Source organism: uncultured Limimaricola sp. (assembly GCF_964022235.1).
GTDB lineage: Bacteria > Pseudomonadota > Alphaproteobacteria > Rhodobacterales > Rhodobacteraceae > Limimaricola.
This window is the reverse complement of record NZ_CAXHZL010000008.1, coordinates 94,724-112,108: the sequence shown is the minus strand read 5'-3', so window position 1 is coordinate 112,108 and position 17,385 is coordinate 94,724. Positions and strand designations below refer to the sequence as shown.

The window sequence follows — 17,385 nt, the reverse complement described above, 5'->3', positions numbered from 1 at the left end:
CCGTCTCAGAGCGCCTCGAGCCCGCCCCGAAACCGCGCCGCGTTGTCGCGGTAGTTGAGCCCCGACTGACGCAGCTTTTCGATTGCCGCATCGTCGAGCTGGCGCACCACCTTGCCCGGTGCTCCCATCACGAGGCTGCCGTCGGGGATCTCCTTGCCTTCGGTGATCAACGCGCCCGCTCCGATGAGGCAGTCGCGGCCGATCTTCGCGCCGTTGAGCACGGTAGCCCCCATGCCGATCAGGGAGTTTTCGCCGATCGTGCAGCCATGCAGCATCGCCTTGTGGCCGACGGTGACGCCCGCGCCGATGTCGAGCGGATAGCCCATGTCCGTGTGCAACACGCAGTTTTCCTGCACGTTGGTGTTCTCGCCCAGCGTGATGCGTTCGTTGTCGCCACGAATGGTCGTGCCGAACCAGACCGAAGCGCCGGGAGCCAGCGTGACGCGGCCGATGACATGGGCACCGGGGGCGACCCAGGCTTCGGCGTCGATCCGGGGGCTTTCGCCGTCGAGCGCGTAGATGGTCATGATCTCTCCTCGAACTCCGCCTGCAACCCGCGCACGTGATCGAGCAGCCAGGGCTGCTGGCTGCGGCGCAGGCGCTCGGCCTCGATGATGATCTTGAGCCGTGCCTCGGTCACGTCAAGCTCGTCGTTGACAAGCACGTAGTCGTAACCGTCCCAATGGCTGATCTCGTCCCAGCTTTTCTGCATCCGCCGCTCGATCACTTCGGCGCTGTCCTGCGCGCGGCCCACGAGGCGGCGATGCAGCTCCGCGATCGACGGCGGCAGGATGAAGATCGACAGCACCTGATCGGCCATGCGGCTGTTCGAGATCTGTTGCGCGCCCTGCCAATCGACGTCGAACAGCACGTCGCGCCCGGCCTCTGTCGCCTCGGCGACGGGGCCTCGCGGAGAGCCGTAGTAATTTTCAAAGACCCGCGCGTGTTCGAGCATCTCGCCCGTCGCCACGAGGTGCTTGAACCGATCCTCGGTGACGAAATGGTAGTCGGCGCCGTCGACCTCGCCGGGTCGCGGCGCGCGGGTCGTGGCTGAAACCGAGAACCCCAAGCTCGGGTCCCAGTCGCGCAGACGCCGCGCCAGCGTCGACTTGCCGGCGCCGGAGGGTGAGGACAGGATGATGAGAAGGCCGCGCCGCTGCATGTTATCTGCTGCTCCGTCTGTGTGCCGATCTGGATCGGGCCGGGGTTAGGCGGATCGGACCCGCGCGGCAAGACCATGACATGGCGCGTTAAGCAGTTTACCGGATATTAAGGGTCTTCGGCCCGCGCCGCCCTTATAATCATGGCAAGAGTATGACCAGATCATGGGGTGTTCGGATGACGATGCATAACGAGATCGCCCGCGACACGGCGGCCGCGCGGCTGAGTGAAGTCGAAGCCTACTGGCGCAGCCTGATCCGGCGCGGCCTGCCGCCGTTGCGCGCGCATATCGATCCTAACCGGATCGGCACGGCCCTGTCGGAGGTGTTCCTGCTCGATGCCATCGCCCCCGGCGCAGGACGGTTGCGGATCGCGGGTCGCGCGCTCTGCGACCTCGCCGGGGACGAGGCGCGCGGCCTGCCGTTGTCGTGCCTCTTCGCACATCCGGCGCGGGCGCGGCTCTCCGACCTCCTTGAGCGCGCCTTCGAGGCGCATCACCCCTGCCGGGCGCCTTTGACGGTGCCGGGGATGGGAGGTGGGCGCGGCCCGGTGGGGGCGCTGCTGCTGCTGCCGCTGCGCCCCCACGCGGGCATGGCGCCGCAGATCCTCGGCGCGCTGGCGCATGACCTGTCCCCCGGGCTGCATCGTTTCGGCTTTGCGGGGCCGGTGCGGATCGGCGCGCCGCCGACCGACGCCACGCCGCTCAGGCTCGTACCTGCCTGAGCGCCACGAAAAAGGGGCGGCCCGCTGGCCGCCCCTCGGGGTCTCTCGATAAAAGATCGCCGCTCAGACGGCGGCGGCGGTCTTCATTCCGGCGCGGCGCGAAGACAGCTCCTCGGCCACGAGGAACGCCAGCTCCAGCGACTGCGACGCGTTGAGGCGCGGGTCGCAGGCGGTGTGGTAGCGATCCGACAGGTCCTCATCGGTGACGGCACGCACGCCGCCGGTGCACTCGGTCACATCAGCGCCGGTCATCTCGAAATGGACGCCGCCGGGGATCGTGCCTTCGGCGTTGTGCACGCCGAAGAACTCGCGCACCTCGCGCAGCACGCTCTCGAAGGGGCGCGTCTTGTAGCCCGAGGAGGACTTGATGGTATTGCCGTGCATCGGATCGCACGACCAGGTCACCTTGGCGCCCTCTTCCTGCACCGCTTTGACAAGGCGCGGCAGATGCTCGCCCACCGAGCCCGCGCCGAAACGCGCGATCAGGGTCAGGCGGCCCTCCTCGTTGAGCGGGTTCAGCTTGGCCATCAGCGCCTTGAGGTGCCCGCTGGTCATCGAGGGGCCGCATTTCAGGCCGATCGGGTTCTGCACGCCGCTGGCGAACTCGACATGCGCGCCGTCGGGCTGACGGGTGCGGTCGCCGATCCAGATCATGTGGCCCGACCCCGCGAGCCACTTGCCGGAGGTGGAATCGATGCGGGTCAGCGCCTCTTCGTATTCCAGCAGAAGCGCCTCGTGCGAGGTAAAGAACTCCACCGTCTGCAGCGCATGCGCGGCTTCGTCACGGATGCCGGCGGCCTCCATGAAGTCGAGCGCGTCGGTGATGCGGTTGGCCATGTCGCGGTATTTCTCGGCCTCGGGCGCGCCGATGAAACCCAGCGTCCAGGCGTGGACCTTGTGCACATCGGCATATCCGCCGGTCGAAAAAGCGCGCAGCAGGTTCAGCGTGCCAGCGGCCTGGGTGTAGGCCTGCAGCATCCGCTCAGGGTCGGGAATGCGGGCCTCGGGGGTGAAATCGAAGCCATTGATGATGTCGCCGCGGTAGGACGGCAGCTCGACGCCATTCGCCGTTTCGGTGGGCGCGGAACGCGGCTTGGCGAACTGACCGGCCATGCGGCCCACCTTCACCACCTCGACCTTGGCCCCGAAAGTCAGCACCACGGCCATCTGCAGCATCACCTTGAAGGTGTCGCGGATGTGGTCGGCGTTGAAGGCGGCAAAGCTTTCGGCGCAATCGCCGCCCTGCAACAGGAACGCCTCGCCGCGCCCGGCGGCGGCAAGCTTGGCGCGCAGGCGGCGTGCCTCGCCCGCAAAGACCAGCGGCGGATAGGAGGCAAGACGCGCCTCGACGGCGGAGAGACGCTCCGCGTCGGTATAGTCGGGCATCTGCACCCGCGGTTTGGCGCGCCAGTCGGCCTTTTTCCACTCGGTCATGGTCATCGCTCCAATGGAGGCTTCGGGAATATCGGCGGCCTCTATAGCGCGCATGGGCGGGCGGGCCAACGCGAAATGCCGCGCTGCGGCCATATCCATGGCCGATGGCGGCCCCGCCGCCGTGCCGGGCGGGCGCTCTTGATGCGAGCCGACAAACCTGTTTCGGTCGAGCGAAACCGCAGCACACCGCCGCGGACCAGACGGGCATCCCATGAACGACGACACCAGCATCCCCCTTGCCTCCGGTGATCCGGGCCGCCCGCGCCGTTTCGTCTTCGTGCTGCTGCCGAATTTCACCATGCTGTGCTTTGCCTGCGCGGTGGAGGCGCTTCGGATCGCCAACCGCATGGCGGGCCACGAGATCTACAGCTGGACCTTGGCCGGTGACGGCGGCGAAACGGCGACCTGCTCGAACGGCACCGTGTTCAGGCTCGACATGGATCTCGACGAGTTGACGCGCGACGACACGGTCATGCTGTGCGGCGGCATCGACGTGCAATCGGCCAGCACCAAGCGGATGCTCAACTGGCTCAGGCGCGAGGCGCGGCGCGGCGCGGTGATGGCGGGGCTGTGCACCGCGGGCTACACGCTGGCCCGCGCCGGGCTGCTCGACGGCCGGAAGGCGACGATCCACTGGGAGAACCAGGACAGCTTTGCCGAGGAGTTCGAGGAGGTGACGCTTACCCGCTCGGTCTTCGTGGTCGATGGCAACCGGATCACCACGGCGGGCGGCACCGCCTCGATCGACCTGATGCTCAAGCTCATCGCCGACGATCACGGCGAGGATCTCGCCAACGCGGTGGCCGACCAGCTCATCTATTCCTCGATCCGCACCGATCAGGACACGCAGCGGTTGTCGACGCCGACACGGATGGGCGTGCGCCACCCCAAGCTGGCGCAGGTCATCAAGGCGATGGAGCAGGCTATCGAGGAGCCGATCAGCCCGGCGCTTCTGGCCGAACGCTCGGGCATGTCGACGCGCCAGCTCGAGCGGCTGTTTCGTCGCTACCTCAACCGCAGCCCCAAAAGATACTACATGGAGCTGCGTCTGAGCCGCGCGCGCAACCTGCTGATGCAGACCGACATGAGCGTGATCAACGTGGCGCTGGCCTGCGGTTTTGCGTCGCCCTCGCATTTCTCCAAGTGCTACCGCGCGCATTACCAGACCACGCCCTATCGCGAGCGCGGCAGCCACGGCGCACGCCCCGCGCCGCAGTAAGTCCCGCCGGTTGAGAGGGTCGACGACTCGGTTCGAGACGGTGCGTCCTTCTCGCTACGGCAAGCTTGCGCAACCACTTTCTTTTCGCATGAGCGGCGTCTAGCGTACCGGTACAAAAACTAATCGTCAGGGAGACGAACATGAAGAAACTGCTGCTGGCTTCCGCCGCGACCGCACTCGTTGCGGGCTCCGCCATGGCCGAAAGCCACTCCGGTCCGGTCAAGATCGGCATCATTCTGGGCTTCACCGGCCCGCTCGAGTCGATCACCCCCGACATGGCGGGCGGCGCCGAGCTGGCGATCAAGGAGATCAACGACTCCGGCGCCTTCATGAACGGGGCCACGATCGAAGCCGTGCGCGCCGATTCCACCTGCATCGACAGCGCAGCGGCGACCGCTGCCGCCGAACGTCTGGTCACCAATGACGGCGTCGCCGGCATCATGGGCGCGGATTGCTCGGGCGTCACCGGCGCGATTCTGCAGAACGTCGCGCGCGCCAACGGCGTGGCGATGATCTCGCCCTCGGCCACCTCGCCCGCGCTGTCGGAAGCCGAAGACGACGGCCTGTTCTTCCGCACTGCCCCCTCCGACGCCCGTCAGGGCGAGATCATGTCCAAGGTCATCATGGACCGCGGCATCAACGAGGTGGCGCTCACCTACACCAACAACGACTACGGCAAGGGTCTTGCCGACAGCTTCCAGAAAGCCTTCGAGGCCGATGGCGGCACCGTCACCATCTCGGCGGCGCATGAGGACGGCAAAGCCGACTACTCGGCCGAAGTCGGCGCTCTGGCCTCCGCGGGCGGCGAAGTGCTGGTGGTCGCAGGCTACACCGACCAGGGCGGCAAGGGCATCATCCAGGCCTCGGTCGACAGCGGCGCCTTCGACACCTTCGTGCTGCCCGACGGCATGATCGGCCAGCAGATCGTCGACGATCTGGGCGCCTCGCTGAACGGCTCCTTTGGCCAGCTTCCGGGGTCGGACAGCGAAGGCTCGGCCCTGTTCCAAGAGATGGCCTCGGCCGCCGGGATCGACCCGACCGGCATCTACACCGGCGAAAGCTACGACGCCGCGGCCCTGCTGATCCTCGCCATGGCGAAGGCCGGTTCGACCGCCTCCGCCGATTACGCGGGCGAGATCATGGGCATCGCCAACGAGCCGGGCGAAAAGATCCTGCCGGGTGAGCTGGGCAAGGCGCTCGAGCTGATCGAGGCCGGGACCGAGATCGACTATGTCGGCGCCACCGCCGTCGAGCTGATCGAGCCGGGCGAAAGCGCGGGCACCTTCAAAGAGATCGAGATCAAGGACGGCGCCATCGAAACCGTCGGCTTCCGCTGATCCAAGCCGCGCCGCGCCCGTCGGGGCGCGGCGCATCCCTCAACAAGAACATGGCCCAGACCCCTGACATCACAGGGAAACCGGGTCGATCGGGGACCAAATGATCACCGTCGAGAACCTCCACCGCCACTTTGGCGGTTTTCATGCCGTGGACGGTGCGAGCCTTCGCATCGAGACCGGTTCGATCACCGGGCTCATCGGCCCGAACGGCGCGGGCAAGACCACGCTGTTCAACGTCATCGCGGGGCGGCTGCCGCCGACCTCGGGGCGCGTCACCATGGATGGCGAGGACATCACCGGCCTGCCGCCGCACGAACTGTTCCACAAGGGCCTGCTGCGCACCTTCCAAATCGCGCACGAGTTTTCCTCGATGACGGTGCGCGAGAACCTGATGATGGTGCCCGAGGGCCAGCACGGCGAGACGCTTTGGAACGCCTGGTTCGGCCGCGGCAGGATCGCAGCACAGGAGCGCGAGCTGGCGCAGAAGGCCGACGAGGTCCTCGATTTCCTGACGATCTCGCATCTTGCCGACGAACGCGCGGGCAATCTCTCGGGCGGCCAGAAAAAGCTTCTGGAGCTGGGCCGTACGATGATGGTGGACGCCAAGATCGTGTTTCTCGACGAGGTCGGCGCGGGCGTGAACCGCACGCTCCTGAACACCATCGGCGACGCCATCGTGCGGCTCAACAAGGAGCGCGGCTATACCTTCTGCGTGATCGAGCACGACATGGATTTCATCGGCAGGCTCTGCGACCCGGTGATCGTCATGGCCGAGGGCAAAGTGCTGGCCGAAGGTTCGGCCGACAACATCATGAAGAACGAGGCGGTGATCGAGGCCTATCTCGGCACCGGGCTCAAGAACAAGACCGTCGGGGAGACGGCATGAGGGGACGGAATTTGCGCAATTCGGGAAAGGTGAACCGCCATGGCTGAGCCGCATCTGATCGGCGAGGCGATGACCGGCGGCTACGGGCGCGGCGCCGACATCCTGCACGGCTGCACGCTTTCGGTCGACAAGGGCCAGATCGCCGTGATCGTCGGGCCCAACGGCGCGGGCAAATCGACCGCGATGAAGGCGGTGTTCGGCATGCTGAACCTGCGGGAGGGCTCGGTGCGTATCGGCGGCGAGGACATCACCGCCCTGAGCCCGCAGGACCGCGTCGCCAAGGGCATGGCCTTCGTGCCGCAGACCTCGAACATCTTTCCGTCGATGACGGTCGAGGAGAACCTCGAGATGGGCGCCTTCCTGCGCCGCGACGACATCCGGCCGACAATGGAGCAGATCTATGAGCTGTTCCCGATCCTGCGCGACAAGCGCCGTCAGGCCGCCGGAGAGCTGTCGGGCGGCCAGCGCCAGCAGGTCGCCGTGGGCCGGGCGCTGATGACACAGCCCTCGGTGCTCATGCTCGACGAGCCGACGGCGGGCGTGTCGCCCATCGTCATGGATGAGCTGTTCGACCGGATCATCGAGGTCGCCCGCGCCGGCATCACCATCCTGATGGTCGAGCAGAATGCGCGGCAGGCGCTCGAGATCGCCGACACCGGCTATGTGCTGGTGCAGGGCGCCAACGCCTATACCGGCACCGGGGCCGAGCTTCTGGCCGACCCCGAGGTGCGCCGCACCTTTCTGGGGGGCTGAGATGAAAGCCCTGATCCTGATGATCGCCGCCCTGCCCGCGCCCGCATTGGCCGAAGGCGCGCGCGTCGTGTTCGACTGCCGGACCGCGACCCGCTGCGACGGCGCCGGGTCCTGCGACGTGGCGACCGATCCGCACCGCTTCAGCTTTGCGCCCTTGGCGCGCGGCACCGATGAGGTCGACCTCTACGAGGTGAGCTATGACGAGGTGACGGCCGAAGCCGAAGCCCCGGCGGGGCTGCGCCAGTTTTCATGGAGCGAGGGCGCGGGCGACCGGCAGACCTTGCTTCTCAACGACGACACACACGCGACATGGCACCGGCTGCGCGAAGACGACGCGCGAGAGACCGAGATCGCCTTTCTGCGCTGCGAGGTCCTGCAATGACCGATCTTCTGAACGCGATCGTCGCGTTGTCCAACTTCGTGCTGATCCCCGGCGCCGCTTACGGCGCGCAACTGGCGCTCGGCGCACTCGGGGTGACGCTGATCTACGGCATCCTGCGGTTTTCCAATTTCGCCCACGGCGACACCATGGCCTTCGGCACGATGGCGACGATCCTCGTCACATGGGGCCTGCAATCCATCGGCATCAGCTTCGGCTTTCTGCCGACGGCGCTGATCGCCCTGCCGATCGGTATCGCCATCACCGGCCTTCTGCTCTTGGGCACCGACCGCGTGATCTACCGCTTCTATCGCAAGCAAAAGGCCGCGCCGGTCGTCCTCGTCATCGTCTCGATCGGCGTGATGTTCGTGATGAACGGTCTCGTGCGTTTCATCATCGGCGTCGGTGACATCAACTTCGCCGACGGCGCGCGCTTTGTCATCAACGCCCGCGACTTCAAGGAGATGACCGGCCTCGACGAAGGTCTCGCCATCCGTTCCACCACGCTGATCACGCTGGTGACGGCGGCCATCGCGGTGGCGCTGCTGTTTTGGTTTCTCAACCGGACCCGCACCGGCAAGTCGATGCGCGCATTTTCGGACAACGAGGATCTGGCGCTTTTGTCGGGCATCAACCCCGAGCGCGTCGTCGCCGTCACATGGCTGATCGTGGCGGCTCTGGCCACCACGGCGGGCGTGCTCTACGGCCTCGATAAATCCTTCAAGGCCTTCACCTACTTCCAGCTCCTGCTGCCGATCTTCGCTGCCGCCATCGTTGGTGGCCTTGGCAACCCGCTGGGCGCCATTGCCGGCGGCTTTGTCATCGCCTTTTCCGAGGTGCTGGTGACCTATGCGTGGAAAAAGGTGCTGGTCTACGCGATGCCCGACAGCCTCGAGCCTTCGGGCCTCGTGCAGCTTCTCTCCACCGACTACAAATTCGCCGTGAGCTTCGCGATCCTCATCATCGTGCTGCTGTTCAAGCCCACCGGCCTCTTCAAGGGACAGTCCGTATGACCGCGCGTGGCTTTCTTCTCTGTGCCGGGATGGCGTTGCTGATCGTCCTCACCGGTGTCTTTCAGGGCTGGAACTTGGCGCTGACGATCCTCAACATGGGGCTGATCTCGGCGATCATGTCGCTCGGCGTGAACCTGCAATGGGGCTTTGCCGGGCTGTTCAACGTCGGTGTCATGGGCTTCGTCGCGCTGGGCGGTCTGGCCGCCGTGCTGGTCGCACAGCCCCCCGTGGCCGAAGGCTGGAACGCGGGCGGGCTGCGGCTCTTGGGAGCGCTGGCGCTCGGCGCGGCGATCCTCGTCGCCGCGGTGCAAATCTGGAAGCGCAAGATCGGCGGGCGGATGCGCGGTCTGGTCATGCTGGCGCTGCTGATTGGCGGCTTCTTCCTGTTTCGTGCGTCGCTCGACCCGGCGGTCGAGGCGATCGAGGCGATCAACCCTTCGCTCTCGGGCTATCTCGGCGGGCTCGGCCTGCCGATCCTCATTGCCTGGCCGGTGGGCGGACTGCTCGCCGCCGGAGCCGCCTGGATCATCGGCAAAGCGGCGTTGGGCCTGCGTTCGGACTATCTCGCCATCGCGACGCTCGGCATCGCCGAGATCGTCATCGCGGTGCTGAAGAACGAGGACTGGCTCTCGCGCGGCGTGAAGAACGTCGTCGGCCTGCCCCGGCCCGTGCCCTACGAGGTTGACCTGCAGCGCGACGCGGGCTTCGTGGAGCGCGCCGCCGGCTATGGGCTCGACCCGGTCACCGCTTCGACGCTCTGGGTCAAGATCCTCTACGCGGGTCTCTTCACCGTTGTGCTGGTGATCATCCTGTGGCTGGCGCAGCGCGCGCTGGCCTCCCCGTGGGGCCGGATGATGCGCGCGATCCGTGACAACGAAGTCGCCGCATCGGCGATGGGCAAGAACGTCACCGCGCGGCACCTGCAGGTGTTCATCCTCGGCTCGGCCGTCTGCGGCATTGCCGGCGCGATGATGACCACCCTCGACGGACAGCTCACCCCCGGCTCCTACCAGCCGCTGCGCTTCACCTTCCTCGTCTGGGTCATGGTGATCGTCGGCGGGTCGGGCAACAACTACGGCGCGGTGCTGGGCGGTTTCCTGATCTGGTGGCTCTGGGTGATGGTCGAGCCGCTGGGCTTGTGGACCATGGACCTGATCACATCGGGCATGGCCGCCGACAGCTGGCTGCGCGGGCATCTCACGGATTCGGCGGCGCAGATGCGGCTGATGACCATGGGGGTGATCCTGCTCGCGGTGCTGCGCTTCAGCCCCAAGGGGTTGATGCCCGAAAAATAGCGGGCTGTCTCAGCGGTCATGCGCCAGAACGGCGCCCGGGACACCGGGCGCCGTTTTTCGTATCCTCATGACGGGCGTGGGCCGGTCCCGCCCCGAGGGAGGACGAGAGATGATCGAGGGCCACTGCCACTGCGGCGCGCTGCGCTGGAGCCATGACGGCACCCCAAAGGATGCCACGGCCTGCAATTGCTCGATCTGCCGCCGGTATGGCACGCTCTGGGCATACGGCCACCAAGACGAAGATATCCGGGTGCAAGGGCCGACCCGCGCCTATCTATGGGGCGAGAGGAGCCTCGGCTTTCACTTCTGCCCGACCTGCGGCTGCGTCGGTTACTGGCGCGCGGAAAGTGCCCTGCCGGACGGGCGGCGGCGCATCGCGGTCAACCTGCGGCTGGCGGCACCCGAGGCGGTGCGCGCCGTGCCGCTGCGACTGTTCGACGGGCACGGCAGCTTTGACGATCTGCCGCGCGACGGGCGCTGCCTCGCCGCCTTCTGGCTCTGATCCTTCAGAGCAGCGTGCGCTCGATCACCCAGTAGATACCCACCAGCGCGATGGCCGCCGAGGCCGGGATCGCGATGACGCGGCGATACCACGGCTTGCGCCACGCCCAGCCCACGGCGAGGAAAGCCAGCGCGATCACCGTGAGCTGGCCCAGCTCCACGCCGATGTTAAAGCCAATGAGCGCGGGCACGAAGGCCCCCTCGGGCAGGCCGAACTCGCCCAGCACGCTCGCAAACCCCAGGCCATGAAGCAGGCCGAATCCGAAGACCACCACGGGCCGCCAGAAACCCAAGTGCGGGAACAAGATGTTCTCGATCGCAACGAAGGCGATGGAGGCCGCGATCAGCGGCTCCACGATCGAGGCGGGCACCGAGACATAGCCCAGGGCCGCCAGCGCCAGCGTCACCGTATGCGCCAGCGTGAAAGCCGAGACCTGCCACAGTAGCGGCCGCATCCGGGCCGCGAGAAAGAACAGGCCCAGCACGAAGAGGATATGGTCGAGGCCCTTGGGCAGGATGTGATCGAAACCCACGGGAATATAGCGCAGGAAGCTTTGCAGCGCGCTCGCCTGATCGCCCCCGCCAAGCCGGATCGGATCACTCAGCGCACCCGCCTCCAGATAGCCGTCGTAGGGCTTTTCCACCCCCTGCTGGCGGATCACCAGCGTGCCGAAGGCGGCGTCCCAACCGATCCGCACGGCTTCGGCCCCCTCCGGCAGAGGCACGGAGAACGACAGCGACGCGGGGCGCGGCAGCGACAGGTCGCCCGGCTCGGGGATCTCCACCCCATCGAGGTCGGGCGTGACCGCCACGCCATCGACGAGGATCTCGATCCGCGCGGCCATCTCGGGCCAGAAGGCGCGAAACCGCGCCTCCATGGCCTCCGCACCCAGCGCGCGCAGCGCATCATAGGTCTCGGCTTCGGGGGCGGCGTTGGTGTCCTCCACCGCGCCGAGATCGATCCCCGCGACATGGCCTTCAAGCGGCGCCTCGACGGTAAGTTCGAGCCGGTCGCCCACGGCCTCCATGTCGGCGATGGCGGGCAGCACCTCGTGCGCGAGTGCCGCGCTTGCAGCGAGGCTTGACAGCAGGGCCACAAGGATCACCTTCGCTCGCAACCCTAGGAGCCCGTGAATGCGCATCATAACCGCCTGCCTCGCCTTGCTGTCCACGCCTGTTGCGGCGCATGAATTCTGGATCGAGCCGCTCGACTGGCAGATCGCGGCGGACGATACGTTGCAAGCCAAGCTTGTCAACGGCAGTGACTTCGTCGGCGTCGATTTCGCCTATCTGCCACAACGATTTACCCGCTTCGACCTCGAGCAGAACGACAAGCTGGCCCCGGTCGAGGCCCGCCTCGGCGCGCGCCCGGCGATCGATCAGGTGATGGGCGAGGACGGGCTCGTCGTGGCGATCTATGTCTCGACGCTCAACAAGGTCACCTACGATGAGCGCGCCACCTTCGACAAGTTCGTGGAGCAGAAGGACCTCGCCCAAGTGGCGAGCGACCGTGAGGCGCGCGGCCTGCCCGAGGCGGGCTTCTCCGAACTCTTCACCCGCTACTCCAAGGCGCTCGTCGCCGTGGGCGAAGGCGCGGGCGCGGATCGCCGCTTTGGGCTGGAGACCGAGTTGGTGGCGCTCGACAACCCCTATGTCGACGATCTGTCACAGGGCCTGCGCGTGCAGCTCTTCTACGGCGATCAGACGCGCGACGAGACACAGGTCGAGCTTTACGAGCGCACTCCCGAAGGCGAAGTGACCGAGATCCTGCTGCGCACCGACGAAGAGGGCGTGGCGGTGCTTCCGGTCAAGCCCGGGCACGATTACCTCGCCAGCGCGGTGGTGCTGCGCGTGCCCGAGGCGGGCATCGCGGCCCAGACGGATACCGTATGGGAAAGCCTCTGGGCGGCACTGAGCTTCGCCGTTCCCGATTGACCGGGGCGCGGGCCTGCGGCACACCCGGCGCATGACCGAGAAATCCCCTGATATCCTGTGCATCGGCTCCGTCCTGTGGGACGTGATCGGACGCACCGCCAGCCACATGCGCGTGGGCTCCGACGTGCCCGGCCGCATCCACCGCCTGCCCGGCGGCGTCGCCATGAACATCGCCATGACGCTGGTGCGCTTCGGGCTGCGCCCGGCGCTTCTCAGCGCGCTGGGCCGTGACAGCGAAGGCGACGAGCTTGCGTCCGAGGCCGCGCGCATGGGCATGGAGGTGGATCACCTCTACCGCTCCGACGATCTGCCTACCGACATCTACATGGCGATCGAAGGGGCCAACGGCCTGATCGCCGCCATTGCCGACGCGCATTCGCTGGAGCAGGCGGGCGACAAGATCCTGCGGCCCTTGGGCGACGGACGGCTGGGATCGGCAGAAACGCCCTGGACCGGCCTCGTCGCGCTTGACGGCAACCTCACCACCGAGCTTCTGGCGCAGATCGCGCATTCGCCGCTCTTCGCGCGGGCCGACCTGCGCGTGGCGCCCGCCAGCCCCGGCAAGGCCGAGCGGCTGCTGGCGCTCATGGGTCACCCGACGGCGACGCTTTATGTCAATCTCGAGGAGGCGGGCCTGCTGTGCCACGCCAGCTTCGAAACCTCGGAAAACGCCGCCCGCGCGCTGGTCGCGCGCGGTGCGCACCGGGCGCTGGTCACCGACGGCGGCCGCGCCGCGACCGTCGCCACGGCCGACACCGTGTTCACCCAGACCCCGCCGGAGGTGCTCGTCACCCGCGTGACGGGGGCCGGCGACACCTTTATGGCGGCGCATATCGCGTCCGAGGCCGAGGGCATGGGGTCCGAGGCCGCCCTCGCCCGCGCGCTGGGTGCCGCCGCCACCTATGTATCCGGAGACAACCCGCTGTGATCGATATCCAATACGCCCCCGAAGTGGCCCAGGCCCGCGCCGAAGGCCGCCCTCTCGTCGCGCTCGAGAGCACGATCATCACCCACGGCATGCCGTTTCCGCAGAACGTCGAGACCGCGCGCCGCGTCGAGGCCGAGATCCGTGCCCATGGCGCCGTGCCCGCAACCATCGCGGTCTTGGGCGGCAGGCTGCACGTGGGCCTCACGGACGAGGAACTTGACCGGCTCGGTCAGGCCAGTGACGTGGCCAAGCTGTCGCGCGCCGATTTCGCGGCCTGCCTCGCACGCGGCGGCGATGGGGCCACCACGGTGGCCGCGACGATGATCGCGGCCCGGCTTGCGGGCATCGAGGTCTTCGCGACAGGCGGCATCGGTGGCGTGCATCGCGGCGCCGAAGACAGCTTCGACATTTCGGCCGACCTGCACGAGCTGGCCAAGACCCCGGTGACGGTGGTGGCGGCGGGCGCCAAGGCGATCCTCGATCTGCCCAAGACCTTCGAAGTGCTGGAAACGCTGGGCGTGCCGGTCATCGCTTATGGTCAGGACATGCTGCCCGCCTTCTGGTCCTCTACCTCGGAGATGCCCGCGCCGCTGCGCATGGACAGCGCCGCCGAGATCGCCATGGCGATGCGGATGCGCGCGGCCATGGGCCTCGACGGCGGCCAGCTCGTCGCCAATCCGATCCCGGCCGAGGCCGAGATCCCGGCCGAAGAGTTGCGACCGGTGATCGAGCAGGCGCTGACCGAAGCCGAGGCGCAGGGCATCGCCGCCAAGGCGGTGACGCCCTTTCTGCTGGGCCGGATCTTCGAATTGACCAAAGGCCGCTCGCTCGAGAGCAACATCGCGCTAGTGCTCAACAATGCCCGGCTCGGAGCTGCCATCGCCGTCGAATTGGCCAAGTCGCGCGGCTGAGCCCTGAGACGCGCGTGCCCCATTGCCGGGGCACGCAGACGCGCCTAGATAAGCTGTAGCCGTGACGCGCAAAGGACGAGCCCGCCCGTGACCCGCCCGCCGATCCTGCCGCCGCACCCGGATGAGCCGCCGCGCCGCCGTCGCCTCATCGGCATCCTGCGCAACAACTTCATCGCGGGCGTCGTGGTCATCGCGCCGATCGGCCTTACCGTCTGGCTGATCTGGGCGGTGGTCGGCTGGATCGACGGATGGGTGCTGCCCTTCGTGCCAGACCGCTTCAACCCCGAGCAGTACATCGGCATCAACCTGCGCGGCGTCGGCGTCATCTTCTTCATCCTGTTCACCTTTCTGGTCGGTGCGCTGGCCAAGGGCTTTGTCGGACGCAGCCTGCTGCGCATCGGGGAAAGCTTCGTGGGGCAGATGCCGGTGGTGCGCTCGGTCTATTCGGGCCTCAAGCAGATCGCCGAGACGGTGTTCGCGCAGACCGAGACGAGCTTCGATCAGGCCTGCCTGATCGAGTACCCGCGCAAGGGGCTCTGGGCGCTCGCCTTCATCTCCACTTCGGCCAAGGGCGAGGTGGCGCGCCGCCTGCCCGGCGGCGGTGAGATCATCTCGGTGTTCCTGCCGACGACGCCGAACCCAACCTCGGGCTTCTTGCTGTTTCTGCCGCGCTCCGAGGTCACCGTGCTCGACATGTCGGTCGAGGACGCGGCCAAGCTGGTCATTTCGGCAGGCCTCGTGACGCCGCCCGACCGGCTGCGCCCCGAGGCGGCGGACACCTCCGAACTGCGCACCGGCACAGCGGGCCGCTAGGGACCGTTCAGGAGAACATCGCGCGCAGATCGACCGAGTCGCGCTGTCCGAGATCCTGTTTGTGATCGGCGAGAAAACGGTCCATCGCCGCCTCGCCCGCCGCCCGCAGCCGGGCGAGGATCACCGGCGCGGGGATGGCCTTGGTGGCGATGTTGAGGTCGTTCATCAGCGCGTCGTCCCCGACCATGTGGATCAACACCCGCTTCATCGCGCCCTCGGGCAGGCTGTGCCCGTCGAGCAGGCGCCGCACGAAATCGACCGCGCGCAGCTCGCGCAGCAGCGACGAGTTGAAGCTTATCTCGTTGATCCGGTTCTGGATCGACGGGCTGTCGTCAGGCACCTCCTCGCGGTACAGCGGGTTGATGTTCACGATCAGAACATCGGCTGGCAACTCTTTGTCAAACAACGGGAAAAGCGCTGGGTTGCCGGTATAGCCCCCGTCCCAATATGCCTCGCGGCGGCCGGTTGCCGGATCATCGATCTCGACCGCGCGAAACAGCGTCGGCAGACAGGCCGAGGCCAAAATCGCCTTGGGTTCGAGCGCCTCGCCCGAAAACACGCGGATCTTGCCCGACCGCACGTTGGTCGCCCCCACGAAGAGTTCAGGCCCCTCCGGTCCGCGCACCGCATCGAAGGAGATCTCGCGCAGGATGCGCTCCAGCGGATTGCGCAACAGCGCGCTGTAGGCATAGGGCGAGAGCACCCGCGTCGTCATGTCGAACATCTTGAAGCTTGGCGAGGTTTCGATCGCGCGCGCCAGCGCCGGGGCGGTGGGGGCAAGGGCCGCGATCCAGTCGGACCAGCGGGCGTCGGTGATGGCCCCCACGCGGCCCCAGAACCACGCAAGCGAGGCGCGTGCGCCAGCGCGCCCGTCACGCGCCCAGCCATCCTTGAGCGCCACCGCGTTCATCGCCCCCGCCGAGGTGCCCGAGATCGCGGCGATCTCGATGTCCTCTTCGCAAAGCAGCCGGTCCAACGCGCCCCAGGTGAAGGCGCCATGCGCACCGCCGCCCTGAAGCGCGAGGCTGAGACGGATCACAATGCGGTCCAGCCGCCGTCGACGCTGATCGTGGTGCCGGTGATCTGCGCCGCGGCGTCGGAACACAGGAAGATCGCCGTGCCGCCGAGTTGCTCTGTGGTGGCGAACTCCTTGGACGGTTGACGCTCGAGCATCACTTCGCGGATCACCGTCTCGCGGTCCATGTCATGCGTCTTCATCTGATCGGGGATCTGCGCCTCGACCAGCGGCGTCAGCACATAGCCCGGACAAATCGCGTTGGCGGTGATCGGCTCGCGCGCGGTTTCGAGTGCCGTGACCTTGGTCAGGCCGACAACGCCGTGCTTGGCCGCGACATAGGCGGATTTGAATGGCGAGGCGGTGAGGCCGTGGGCGGAGGCGATGTTGATCACCCGGCCCCAACCCGCCTTGCGCATCATCGGCAGCGCTACGGCAGTGGTGTGGAAGGCCGAGCTGAGGTTGATGGCGATGATCGCGTCCCACTTGGCGGCAGGAAAGCCGTCGATCGGCGCGACATGCTGAATACCGGCGTTGTTGATGAGGATGTCGCAGCGTCCCGCTGCCTCGATCAGACCGCGCGCGGCGTCGCCGTCCGAGAGGTCGGCCGCAATGTAGCGCACCTCGACGCCATGCTCATCGGCCAATTCCCGCGCAAGGGCGTGGTCCTCGTCGCGATCGGTGAAGGAGTTGAGAACGACATCGGCCCCGGCCCGCGCCAGTTCGCGGGCGACTCCCAGCCCGATTCCCGAGTTGGAACCCGTGATGATCGCCGTCTTACCTCTAAGCTGCATCGTCGCCGTCCTCCTTGATGAATTCTGCTACAGAATGTGGCGCATCCGTGGCAAAAGGCGAAGCGTTATCTACCGCAACCCCTTGATAAATGTAGGATGGTTCGATAGCGCTCAGGACATCGGCAGCCATGTTCGCCTAGATTGCCTGATATCCCCATATCCCAAAAAAAACGCCCGCACGAGGCGGGCGCTGAGTTATGAGGCAGGTTTCATACAGGCAAGAAACCTATCGAGCAGTGAGTCTCTTATAGGCCTTTCCCCGCCGTCCTCCAAGCTAAAAGTTTGATA

Annotated in this window: 19 protein-coding genes; 13 read left to right on the top strand and 6 right to left on the bottom strand. The window is 66.9% G+C overall.

Annotated features, from left to right (window positions below; genetic code table 11):
- Positions 1-5: 5 nt before the first annotated feature.
- Together AADJ02_RS11700 and gmk are read right to left on the bottom strand one after the other, a co-directional pair.
- A complete protein-coding gene (locus AADJ02_RS11700) occupies positions 6-527 on the bottom strand; it encodes a gamma carbonic anhydrase family protein (protein WP_341213189.1) in 522 nt (173 codons plus the stop codon).
- Positions 524-1,162: a guanylate kinase gene (gmk, locus tag AADJ02_RS11695; protein ID WP_341213188.1), complete on the bottom strand. Its 639-nt coding sequence runs from the start codon at positions 1,160-1,162 to the stop codon at positions 524-526. Before gmk ends, AADJ02_RS11700 begins: the two co-directional genes overlap by 4 nt.
- Positions 1,163-1,338: 176 nt before the next feature.
- Between gmk and AADJ02_RS11690 the strand changes: the two genes are divergently transcribed.
- Positions 1,339-1,884, top strand: a complete 546-nt coding sequence (locus tag AADJ02_RS11690) for a PAS domain-containing protein (RefSeq protein WP_341213187.1) — start codon at positions 1,339-1,341, stop codon at positions 1,882-1,884.
- 63 nt (positions 1,885-1,947) lie between these two features.
- On the opposite strand, the gene AADJ02_RS11685 is transcribed toward AADJ02_RS11690, so the two are convergent.
- A complete protein-coding gene (locus AADJ02_RS11685) occupies positions 1,948-3,318 on the bottom strand; it encodes a 3-deoxy-7-phosphoheptulonate synthase class II (RefSeq protein WP_341213186.1) in 1,371 nt (456 codons plus the stop codon).
- A 211-nt stretch (positions 3,319-3,529) separates the two neighbouring features.
- Here AADJ02_RS11685 and AADJ02_RS11680 point away from each other — a divergent pair, with 211 nt between their 5' ends.
- The 8 genes from AADJ02_RS11680 to AADJ02_RS11645 all read left to right on the top strand — a co-directional run bounded on the left by AADJ02_RS11680 (position 3,530) and on the right by AADJ02_RS11645 (position 10,702).
- Positions 3,530-4,537 carry a GlxA family transcriptional regulator gene (locus tag AADJ02_RS11680; protein ID WP_341213185.1) on the top strand — a complete coding sequence of 336 codons (1,008 nt, stop codon included), beginning with the start codon at positions 3,530-3,532 and terminating at the stop codon, positions 4,535-4,537.
- Positions 4,538-4,677: 140 nt separating this feature from the next.
- Positions 4,678-5,874: an ABC transporter substrate-binding protein gene (locus AADJ02_RS11675; protein ID WP_341213184.1), complete on the top strand. Its 1,197-nt coding sequence runs from the start codon at positions 4,678-4,680 to the stop codon at positions 5,872-5,874.
- 100 nt (positions 5,875-5,974) lie between these two features.
- A complete protein-coding gene (locus AADJ02_RS11670; protein WP_341213183.1) occupies positions 5,975-6,760 on the top strand; it encodes an ABC transporter ATP-binding protein in 786 nt (261 codons plus the stop codon).
- Positions 6,761-6,799: 39 nt separating this feature from the next.
- The gene (locus tag AADJ02_RS11665; RefSeq protein WP_341213182.1) at positions 6,800-7,513 is read left to right on the top strand and encodes an ABC transporter ATP-binding protein; all 714 of its coding nucleotides are present in this window, start codon (positions 6,800-6,802) and stop codon (positions 7,511-7,513) included.
- Between the two features lies 1 nt (position 7,514).
- A complete protein-coding gene (locus tag AADJ02_RS11660; protein ID WP_341213181.1) occupies positions 7,515-7,895 on the top strand; it encodes a hypothetical protein in 381 nt (126 codons plus the stop codon).
- Positions 7,892-8,905 (top strand): branched-chain amino acid ABC transporter permease, encoded by a 1,014-nt coding sequence (locus AADJ02_RS11655; RefSeq protein ID WP_341213180.1) that lies wholly within the window; start codon positions 7,892-7,894, stop codon positions 8,903-8,905. The genes AADJ02_RS11660 and AADJ02_RS11655 overlap by 4 nt, the downstream gene beginning before the upstream one ends.
- A complete protein-coding gene (locus AADJ02_RS11650; protein WP_341213179.1) occupies positions 8,902-10,200 on the top strand; it encodes a branched-chain amino acid ABC transporter permease in 1,299 nt (432 codons plus the stop codon). Before AADJ02_RS11655 ends, AADJ02_RS11650 begins: the two co-directional genes overlap by 4 nt.
- Positions 10,201-10,309: 109 nt before the next feature.
- Entirely contained in the window at positions 10,310-10,702 is a 393-nt protein-coding gene (locus tag AADJ02_RS11645; RefSeq protein WP_341213178.1) for a GFA family protein, read from the top strand.
- Between the two features lie 4 nt (positions 10,703-10,706).
- On the opposite strand, the gene AADJ02_RS11640 is transcribed toward AADJ02_RS11645, so the two are convergent.
- Complete coding sequence (locus AADJ02_RS11640; RefSeq protein ID WP_341213177.1) at positions 10,707-11,807, bottom strand: HupE/UreJ family protein; 1,101 nt, start codon at positions 11,805-11,807, stop codon at positions 10,707-10,709.
- A gap of 28 nt (positions 11,808-11,835) precedes the next feature.
- Between AADJ02_RS11640 and AADJ02_RS11635 the strand changes: the two genes are divergently transcribed.
- From AADJ02_RS11635 to AADJ02_RS11620, 4 genes are all read left to right on the top strand, one after another.
- Positions 11,836-12,636, top strand: coding sequence for a DUF4198 domain-containing protein (locus AADJ02_RS11635; protein ID WP_341213176.1), 801 nt, complete (start codon positions 11,836-11,838; stop codon positions 12,634-12,636).
- A gap of 31 nt (positions 12,637-12,667) precedes the next feature.
- Positions 12,668-13,564: a PfkB family carbohydrate kinase gene (locus AADJ02_RS11630; protein ID WP_341213175.1), complete on the top strand. Its 897-nt coding sequence runs from the start codon at positions 12,668-12,670 to the stop codon at positions 13,562-13,564.
- Positions 13,561-14,475 (top strand): pseudouridine-5'-phosphate glycosidase, encoded by a 915-nt coding sequence (locus AADJ02_RS11625; RefSeq protein WP_341213174.1) that lies wholly within the window; start codon positions 13,561-13,563, stop codon positions 14,473-14,475. Before AADJ02_RS11630 ends, AADJ02_RS11625 begins: the two co-directional genes overlap by 4 nt.
- Positions 14,476-14,562: 87 nt before the next feature.
- Positions 14,563-15,288: a DUF502 domain-containing protein gene (locus AADJ02_RS11620; protein ID WP_341213173.1), complete on the top strand. Its 726-nt coding sequence runs from the start codon at positions 14,563-14,565 to the stop codon at positions 15,286-15,288.
- Positions 15,289-15,295: 7 nt separating this feature from the next.
- Here the strand turns inward: AADJ02_RS11620 and AADJ02_RS11615 are convergent, their stop codons facing one another.
- Positions 15,296-16,327 carry a patatin-like phospholipase family protein gene (locus tag AADJ02_RS11615; protein WP_341213172.1) on the bottom strand — a complete coding sequence of 344 codons (1,032 nt, stop codon included), beginning with the start codon at positions 16,325-16,327 and terminating at the stop codon, positions 15,296-15,298.
- The gene (locus tag AADJ02_RS11610) at positions 16,324-17,097 is read right to left on the bottom strand and encodes a 3-hydroxybutyrate dehydrogenase (RefSeq protein WP_341213171.1); all 774 of its coding nucleotides are present in this window, start codon (positions 17,095-17,097) and stop codon (positions 16,324-16,326) included. The genes AADJ02_RS11615 and AADJ02_RS11610 overlap by 4 nt, the downstream gene beginning before the upstream one ends.
- Positions 17,098-17,385: the final 288 nt, after the last annotated feature.

What these genes read in the sequence shown, in the direction of transcription:
- AADJ02_RS11660 (WP_341213181.1), top strand. Translation starts at nt 7,515, where the DNA reads ATGAAAGCCCTGATCCTGATGATCGCCGCCCTGCCCGCGCCCGCATTG.
- AADJ02_RS11645 (WP_341213178.1), top strand. Translation starts at nt 10,310, where the DNA reads ATGATCGAGGGCCACTGCCACTGCGGCGCGCTGCGCTGGAGCCATGAC.
- AADJ02_RS11685 (WP_341213186.1), bottom strand. Translation starts at nt 3,318, where the DNA reads ATGACCGAGTGGAAAAAGGCCGACTGGCGCGCCAAACCGCGGGTGCAG.
- AADJ02_RS11680 (WP_341213185.1), top strand. Translation starts at nt 3,530, where the DNA reads ATGAACGACGACACCAGCATCCCCCTTGCCTCCGGTGATCCGGGCCGC.
- AADJ02_RS11675 (WP_341213184.1), top strand. Translation starts at nt 4,678, where the DNA reads ATGAAGAAACTGCTGCTGGCTTCCGCCGCGACCGCACTCGTTGCGGGC.
- AADJ02_RS11665 (WP_341213182.1), top strand. Translation starts at nt 6,800, where the DNA reads ATGGCTGAGCCGCATCTGATCGGCGAGGCGATGACCGGCGGCTACGGG.
- AADJ02_RS11700 (WP_341213189.1), bottom strand. Translation starts at nt 527, where the DNA reads ATGACCATCTACGCGCTCGACGGCGAAAGCCCCCGGATCGACGCCGAA.
- AADJ02_RS11610 (WP_341213171.1), bottom strand. Translation starts at nt 17,097, where the DNA reads ATGCAGCTTAGAGGTAAGACGGCGATCATCACGGGTTCCAACTCGGGA.
- gmk (WP_341213188.1), bottom strand. Translation starts at nt 1,162, where the DNA reads ATGCAGCGGCGCGGCCTTCTCATCATCCTGTCCTCACCCTCCGGCGCC.
- AADJ02_RS11650 (WP_341213179.1), top strand. Translation starts at nt 8,902, where the DNA reads ATGACCGCGCGTGGCTTTCTTCTCTGTGCCGGGATGGCGTTGCTGATC.
- AADJ02_RS11635 (WP_341213176.1), top strand. Translation starts at nt 11,836, where the DNA reads ATGCGCATCATAACCGCCTGCCTCGCCTTGCTGTCCACGCCTGTTGCG.
- AADJ02_RS11630 (WP_341213175.1), top strand. Translation starts at nt 12,668, where the DNA reads ATGACCGAGAAATCCCCTGATATCCTGTGCATCGGCTCCGTCCTGTGG.
- AADJ02_RS11655 (WP_341213180.1), top strand. Translation starts at nt 7,892, where the DNA reads ATGACCGATCTTCTGAACGCGATCGTCGCGTTGTCCAACTTCGTGCTG.
- AADJ02_RS11690 (WP_341213187.1), top strand. Translation starts at nt 1,339, where the DNA reads ATGACGATGCATAACGAGATCGCCCGCGACACGGCGGCCGCGCGGCTG.
- AADJ02_RS11670 (WP_341213183.1), top strand. Translation starts at nt 5,975, where the DNA reads ATGATCACCGTCGAGAACCTCCACCGCCACTTTGGCGGTTTTCATGCC.